We start from the raw sequence: 7216 nt of genomic DNA, 5'->3' as shown, positions 1-7216 counted from the left end.
CTTAGGTACTGTGTGCTATGGGCTTAAATTCTGATGGGGAAAGGGATTCCCTATGGAAGTGTTTCCAAAGGTTCTACATACTGGTATTGGCCAGACCGTTGCCTTTATGATTTTATACTTTGCCAGATATTGGTTGTGCCGACTGGAGTTGGCGATAGATATAGCGTTCGCCGCATTATCAGCTGCGGCAGCCCGTTTGCTATGCTGCCGGATGCAGAGGACGACGGCAATTTCAGTCGTGATGCAGCAGATGGGACAGACTATGCACTGTTGCTGCTATGTTTCATATAATTTATACGCAGTTATATTGAAAAATGATTACGATAAGGAAAACGAAGATGTTAGTCTTGGCGAATAGAACGGGATACGACGTGTCCTATATCAGTAATGGGGATGCGTTTTTATAAACAGTGTCACAATAGCAGATATAAACTCACATGCTTTTATTCATATAATGGGTATACCAAAAATATATTTGTAGTGTTCTTGTTTAACGCTGTGGGCAGGAACCACTTGACTTATACTTTGCTCTAACGAGTATAATGGAGTAAAAATACAGAAACGGAGTATGGCGGATGAAGAGACGACAGTTTTTGAAAGCTATGGGAATCGGCGCGGCCGGGCTGTGTCTCGGCGGTACGTATTATGTGAACCGGCCGGAGTTCGGTCGGCTGCCGACAGGAATGAGGGGGGAACGTATCTTGGCGTCTCCTCATTATTACGACGGGCAGTTTCAGAATTTAGAGCCTATCGAGGAGACCGTTAAGGGCGGAGAGGCTAAGGCGATGGCCGAGTTTATCTTCGGCAGCTCTGAGGGATTGAAGCCTAAGGGACGGATGATTTCTCAAAAAACGGATTTGCATGCCCTGCCTCTCGATAAGGACTGCGTCGTTTGGATGGGCCATTCATCGCTGTACCTGCATCTCGGCGGGTATCGCATCCTCATCGATCCGGTGTTCAGCAGCTATGCTTCTCCAGCCTTTTTCATCAACCGGGCCTTTGACGGCAGCAATGTATATGGAGCCGCTGACATACCCCCTGTCGACGTACTGGTCATCTCCCACGACCACTGGGACCATCTCGACTATCCCAGCATCATGGCTCTGAAGGACAAGGTGAAGCATATCGTCTGCCCCCTTGGCGTCGGTGAGTATTTCGAGCAGTGGCGATTCGACATGGCCCGCGTCTGCGAGGAGGACTGGTATACGGCGATTCCCTTGGCTGACGGCTTGACAGTTCATGTCCTACCGAGTCAGCATTTTTCCGGCCGCATGCTGAAGCGCAACCAGACGCAATGGGCCGGCTTTGCCTTTATCACACCGGGCCGGCGCGTCTACGTTAGCGGCGACGGCGGCTATGGAAGTTATTTCCGCCATATCGGAGAGACGCTGGGGCCTTTTGATCTGGCTATTGTGGAAAATGGCCAGTACAACGAGCGCTGGGCCCGCATTCACCTCATGCCGGAGGAAGCAGCCCAGGCCGCCGTTGATGTCGGCGCGAAGACCGTCTTATCGGTACACAACGGCAAATTTGCCCTGAGCCGCCATCGGTGGGACGAGCCGTATCGGCGTTTGGCTGCCGCCAGCGCGGGAAAACCGTATCGCCTCCTTACGCCCAAAATCGGCGAGGCCCTCTATATCGGTGATGACCGGCAGGTCTTCGGGCCCTGGTGGGAACAGATGACGTAACCGGCATGGCTGCCGGTTGGGGGAGTCTGGCCGGCTTGCGGTATACTATCGGTATAAAACCGCATGGGATTGTCATGCAGATACGGAGAGAGGCCTATGTATGCGGCAGAAATCAATCGGCCGGCGGAAGAAAACCTGTAATATATGCGAAAACCCAGCGCCATGAAAGACGTATGCTCTTCATGACGCTGGGTTTATCTTTTGAGATTCAAATTGTATTAAAAGGACCGCCTTCCCAACGAGGGATGGGCACATTGTTTCAGAGTCAGGTGGTCGACGAGATAGCCTGCTTCTTCTAATGTGACGTCTTCCTTCGTGCCGTCATGCTCGAAGACGCAAAGGGGATTGTCCGCGCCGACTTCACCGCCGGGCAGGTAGATGTATTCTCCCGTTTCGCTGTCGCCGAAGATGATGCCGGCCAGGAGGTGTTTCTGGGCAATTTGGCTCATACTTTTTCCTCCTCATCAAAGGTGATTTCCAGGAGCTTGCAGTCTCGATAGTCTGCCGATACGAGGTGGAGCAGGGTGCCGTTGTAGCGGCGGGGGAACATCGTATTGGGCTGCATGCCGTGGAGGTGGCCGAAGATGCACAGGGGTACCTTGTATTTTTCCAGGAGCTCTGTAAAGCCGCTGGGCTTGGTCAGGTCGCAGACCGGCGGGTAGTGGAGGAGCAGGATGGTGTGCTCGCAGCCGAGCTTTTCCGCTTCCTGGAGAGTGCGCTCGACGCGCAGGAGCTCGCGGCGGTAGGGCTTGGCGTCCCGCTCTTCCTTGTAGTGGATGTCGCCGGGGCAGACCCAGCCGTGGGTGCCGCAGACGGCGATGCGCCCTTCGTCGAGGGTGACTGTCGTGCCGTAGAGGTACTGCATGTTGTTTTCAGCATCCATGCGGTTGAGCTTGCCAGCGCTTTCCCACCAGAAGTCGTGGTTGCCGCGGATGATGAGCTTCCGTCCCGGTAGGGCGCGGATTTCGTCCAGGTCTTCCTGGGCGTCCTTGAGGTGCATGGCCCACGACGTGTCGCCGGCGATGAGCACTGTATCGTCGGCGGTGACGCGGCTGTTCCAGTCTTCCTGGATGCGGCTCCAGTGGTCTTTCCAGCGGGGGCCGAATATTTCCATTGGCTTTTTAGGCGGATGGCCTGATAAGTGTAAGTCTCCGATTGCAAATAAACGCATGTATCTTTCCTTTCTATAGGGGATTGGTGAGTTAAGGCTGGGCGAGCTGCCCTTTCATCGCTTCGATGAACTGGGCCCGATGGCCTGGATTGGATATTTGGGGAATCATGTAGCCGACGAACAGGGGGTTGGTCAGGAAGCGGGGCATGATCTTGACGTACAGCTTGTCGTCGCCGGGGAAGTCGTAGAAGAAGATGTTGTAACTGTCGTTGCTGCGGATGAATTTGAACATGAAGTAGTCTGCCGTGCGCTGCATATAGCGTACGAACTGGGGAAGCTTTTTCTCGTCGGAGAGGATGAGGTTGATTTCATAAAATCCGATGATAGGCCGCAGGGACAGGTTGACTTCTATGCCTTCTTCGCAGAGGATGGGCGTACCGGAGAAGTGGCAGGCCTGAATGTCGTCGTGGTAGTCGTAGTGCTCGAAGCCGACGATCTGCGAGTGGGGATGGTGAATCGTCCCGCCCGACATGTAGCCGTGGTTGCGGTAGAATACGACAGAGCCGCGGCGGAAGCGTTCCATGGCCTTGACCTGACGCCATTTTTCCAGTCCGAAGCGGATGAGGTCGACGGCGTAGGCGGCGTCGTAGGTGGAAAAGTCGCCGTCGCAGTCGTCCGTTTCGATAATCAGGGTCTGCCAGGAGTTCTTCAGGACGGGGTAGGCGTTTTCCAGCCAAATCATATGACCTCTGGTATCCATGATGTTCTTCAAATGGGCTACGTCGCAGAAGGGGCAGTACGATTCGTCGCGGTGGACCGTATCGGGCTTCGTTTTCCCTATGTCTAAATTGTATTCAAGAATATGGTGCAATGGATTCTGTTCCATAGTGTGTGCTCCTTTTTTATTCATTATATATTGTAGCATACGGACTGCCTTTTTTAAACATGATGCGATATAATTATAGATACAGCTTTTCCGGCGACGGGGGAGCTGCGAAAGGATGGTAGATATATGAAGGATAACGATATGAAAGACGGGGCCTTGTGGTCGCCGGTGCTGCTGCAATGGTTCGACGCCTACGGGCGGGACCTGCCGTGGCGGCGCGACGTGCCGCGGGACCCGTATAAGGTATGGGTGTCGGAAATCATGCTGCAGCAGACGAAGGTCGAAGCGGTGCGGCCCTATTACGACAGCTGGATGGACCGCTTTCCCGATATTCCCACGCTGGCGGCGGCCTCGCAGGACGACGTGCTGCGCCAATGGCAGGGGTTGGGGTACTACTCGCGGGCCCGCAACCTCCACGAGGCCGTGCGCGAGGTCGCGGCGTCGTACGGCGGCAAGGTGCCGAAGAATAAGAAGGATATACTGGCCTTGAAGGGCGTAGGAGACTACACGGCCGGGGCTATCCTGAGCATCGCCTACGGCGAGGCCGAGGCCGCCGTAGACGGCAACGTCCTGCGGGTCTTCGCCCGACTATATAATATAGACGGCAACATCTTGTCGGGGCCGGTGAAAAAAGAAATTACGGCCTTGGTGCAGGCTCAGATTCCCCAAGGCCGGGCCGGGGCGTTCAACGAAGCGCTGATGGATTTCGGGGCCATGATCTGCATTCCCAAGCATCCCCGCTGCGGCGAATGCCCCTTGGCCGATATATGCATGGCGAAGCGGGCCGGCCGGGAGCAGGAGCTGCCCGTGCGCATCGTAAAGAAAAAGGTGCCGACAGAGCCGGTGACGGTCGTCGTCGTAGAGGACAATGGACGCTGGCTCATCCACCGCCGGCCGCCGCAGGGCTTGCTGGCGTCGATGTGGGAATTTCCCAACGGGACGGATGGTTTGGACGGCGTGCGGCAGCTGACGGAAGGCGTCGGCGTGACGATTGATGTCGACGAGGAGCCCATAGGGACGCTGAAGCACGTCTTTTCCCACAAGATATGGCAGATGACTATTTACGAAGGCCGCCGGATTGGCGGAGAGCTTATGGAAAAGGAGGATTGGCAGTGGCTGCCGAGGCGCGACGTGACGTCGGTCCCCTGGGCGGGGCCTCACGGTAAAATCACTGCTATGGCGAGATGAAGGGACCCTTTTTTATCAATTTCATGATCATCATGTCGTGCATCTGCGTGTGCTCCGCCGTGCTGTGGAACTACATCTACCGCCGCAGCCGCTGGCTGGCGCTGGTCGTCTTCGTGGCGGCAGCGACGGTTATTGCCGGCGCAGGCCTGTCTTACTACGGGCGAGTGTTTCCGGCTGTGCAGGGAACTGTCGAGGGGATGCTCCTCATGTACGGTTCCTTGGGGGCTATCAGCTGGTTTTTCCTGTTTTTCCTGGCCTTTCCCGTCTTGGTCGTCGCCTCGGCCGCCGTCTTTATCGAGCGGCGTCTGCGGCGGCGGAAGCAGAAACGGCGCGGCGTGACGACTATGCCGCCTGTACCGTCGGAGAAGGGACAAGGACGGGGGATTACGCGGCGTTCCTTCCTGCGTGGCGTCGCGGCGGTCATCCCCGTGGCGGCGGCCGGCACGAGTGTATTGGGGAATTTCGTCGGCGAGAGCTATCTGGCCGTAACCCGTCACGACTTGCACTATCCCGACCTGCCGGACTACCTCGACGGCTATAAAATCGGCCAGATTTCCGACGTTCACCTGGGGCTGTTCGTCAGTCCCGAGCGGCTCCGCGAGGCTTTGGAGGTGCTGGCGGCGGAGAGGGTAAACCGTGTGGAAATTACGGGTGACCTCATCGACGAGCTGTCTCTCCTGCCGCAGTGCGGCGACGTGCTGCGGGAGATGGCGGCGAAATTTCCCGACGGCATAGATTACTGCTACGGCAATCACGAGTATTACCGCGGCCTCGAAGCCATTGCGGCCATGCTGGAGGCGACGCCGGTACGCATTCTGCGCAACAGCGCCGTAGAGGCGTCGGCCGGGCGGGGAGAGGGCTTGGCCGAACGGTCCGGCCAGGACGGCGCTCCCTTTTACGTTGCCGGCGTAGACTACAGCTTTGCCCGCGGCGACGAAGCCTTTACGGCCCAGCGGCGGGAGTACGTGGCTCATGCTTTGGACGGCGTGCCCGAATCGGCCTTCGTCGTCATGCTGGCGCATCATTCCGATTTCATCGACGAAGGCTTTGAACGGCGCATTCCCTTGACGATGTGCGGCCACACCCACGGCGCCCAGTTCGCCCTCATCGGGCCTGTCGTCGAGTCCGTCGGCTTCAAGTACCTGCGCGGCATGTACCGCCAGGGCGGCTCATACGGCTACGTCAACCGCGGCACGGGCCATTGGCTGCCCTTCCGGGTATTCTGCTCCCGCGAGGCGACGGTCTTTACCCTGCATAAAGGATAAACAGGAGGAAACAACAGATACGTATGATGATACAAAAAGCGATTTTACATATATTGGATTTCAATACGAACATGTGCATCTTGTCGCAGAAGGACCTCGATTTCAGCAGCGACGTCGTGTACGAATACGTGGACAAGCGCATGAACCGCATCCTGCAGGACGCAGGCCAGCAGACGGGCGTATTTTACGCGACGAGTAATTATCAGGCCCTGCTGCAGCAGCTCATCGGTGGAGAAATCAGCTTCGACGAGTTCGCCTCGCAGACGGCGCGGCAGCTCTACGACATCTTGTCGCACTGTGACGGGCCGTCGTCGCTGGACGTCCTCGTCGTCGATTTCAATGACGACGCCGACGTGCGCTGCATCGGCGTGCTCCTGCTGGACAACAAGACGGCCTACACCCATCAGATATTGGACGACGACGGGGCGGTGTACAACAAGCTTATCAAGCATTACGCTATCCTGCCCGGCGCGTCTCAGAAGATAGAGGCCTACGCCCTCATACACTGCGGCGATTTCTCCATCCGCTTTGTCGACAAGAAGCGGCAGATGGACGGGGAAGACATCTATATCCTGCCGGAACGGCTCCTGCAGTGCACGTCGGTCATTTCGGCCAGGGACGCCGTCAAGCTGGTCAGCAAGATTGCCGCCAAGGTCGCCGAGGATCACGGCGGAAATACGGTGGAGGTCTTGTCGAAGGCCAAGAATTACCTTGTCGAGAACGCCGAGACGGCCGAAGCCTTTTCGCCCCAGGACTTGGGGGCAGAGGTATTCGCCGGTTCGCAGGCCATGCGGAATGAATTTGCCGCCCAGCTGGAAGAAGCCAAGCTGCCTGCCGACGTGCCTATCGCCAAGGCCTTTGCCGAACGGGCCGGCCGCAGCCACAAGATCAAGACCGACACGGGCATTGAAATCATTTTCCCGTCGGAATACATCGAAAACACGGACTATATCCAGTTTATCAATAATCCCGACGGCACCATTTCCATCGAATTGAAGAATATCGGAAAGATCATCAATAAATAAACGAGAGAGGGCTTTTTCCCGCAGAGGAGAAGGCCCTTTTTCCTTGCAGCAGC

7 protein-coding genes are annotated in these 7216 nt (G+C 56.6%); 4 read left to right on the top strand and 3 right to left on the bottom strand.

Going from position 1 to position 7216, the window contains the following annotated elements; genetic code table 11:
* The first annotated feature begins 575 nt into the window (after window positions 1-575).
* On the top strand, window positions 576-1688 hold the full coding sequence (locus tag E0L13_RS11490) for an MBL fold metallo-hydrolase (RefSeq protein WP_240924741.1): 1113 nt from the start codon (window positions 576-578) through the stop codon (window positions 1686-1688).
* A 218-nt stretch (window positions 1689-1906) separates the two neighbouring features.
* Here the strand turns inward: E0L13_RS11490 and E0L13_RS11485 are convergent, their stop codons facing one another.
* From E0L13_RS11485 to E0L13_RS11475, 3 genes are read right to left on the bottom strand one after another with little or no spacing between them, the layout of a single operon-like run.
* Window positions 1907-2137 carry a hypothetical protein gene (locus E0L13_RS11485; protein ID WP_168062539.1) on the bottom strand — a complete coding sequence of 77 codons (231 nt, stop codon included), beginning with the start codon at window positions 2135-2137 and terminating at the stop codon, window positions 1907-1909.
* Window positions 2134-2859: a metallophosphoesterase gene (locus tag E0L13_RS11480; protein WP_168062537.1), complete on the bottom strand. Its 726-nt coding sequence runs from the start codon at window positions 2857-2859 to the stop codon at window positions 2134-2136. Before E0L13_RS11480 ends, E0L13_RS11485 begins: the two co-directional genes overlap by 4 nt.
* A gap of 31 nt (window positions 2860-2890) precedes the next feature.
* A complete protein-coding gene (locus E0L13_RS11475; protein ID WP_168062535.1) occupies window positions 2891-3685 on the bottom strand; it encodes a DUF4931 domain-containing protein in 795 nt (264 codons plus the stop codon).
* Window positions 3686-3811: 126 nt separating this feature from the next.
* On the opposite strand from E0L13_RS11475, the gene mutY reads away from it, so the two are divergent.
* Genes mutY through E0L13_RS11460 form a run of 3 tightly spaced genes read left to right on the top strand, consistent with a single transcriptional unit; the run spans window position 3812 to window position 7163 of the window.
* Complete coding sequence (gene mutY, locus E0L13_RS11470; RefSeq protein WP_240924740.1) at window positions 3812-4873, top strand: A/G-specific adenine glycosylase; 1062 nt, start codon at window positions 3812-3814, stop codon at window positions 4871-4873.
* The gene (locus E0L13_RS11465; RefSeq protein ID WP_168062533.1) at window positions 4870-6138 is read left to right on the top strand and encodes a metallophosphoesterase; all 1269 of its coding nucleotides are present in this window, start codon (window positions 4870-4872) and stop codon (window positions 6136-6138) included. The genes mutY and E0L13_RS11465 overlap by 4 nt, the downstream gene beginning before the upstream one ends.
* Window positions 6139-6161: 23 nt before the next feature.
* Complete coding sequence (locus E0L13_RS11460; protein ID WP_168062531.1) at window positions 6162-7163, top strand: nucleoid-associated protein; 1002 nt, start codon at window positions 6162-6164, stop codon at window positions 7161-7163.
* Window positions 7164-7216: the final 53 nt, after the last annotated feature.

This window comes from Megasphaera sp. SW808 (genome assembly GCF_012027795.1).
Taxonomy (GTDB): Bacteria; Bacillota; Negativicutes; order Veillonellales; family Megasphaeraceae; genus Megasphaera; species Megasphaera stantonii.
Note: the sequence above shows the minus strand (reverse complement) of the source record. Positions and strands in the feature narration are given on the sequence as shown.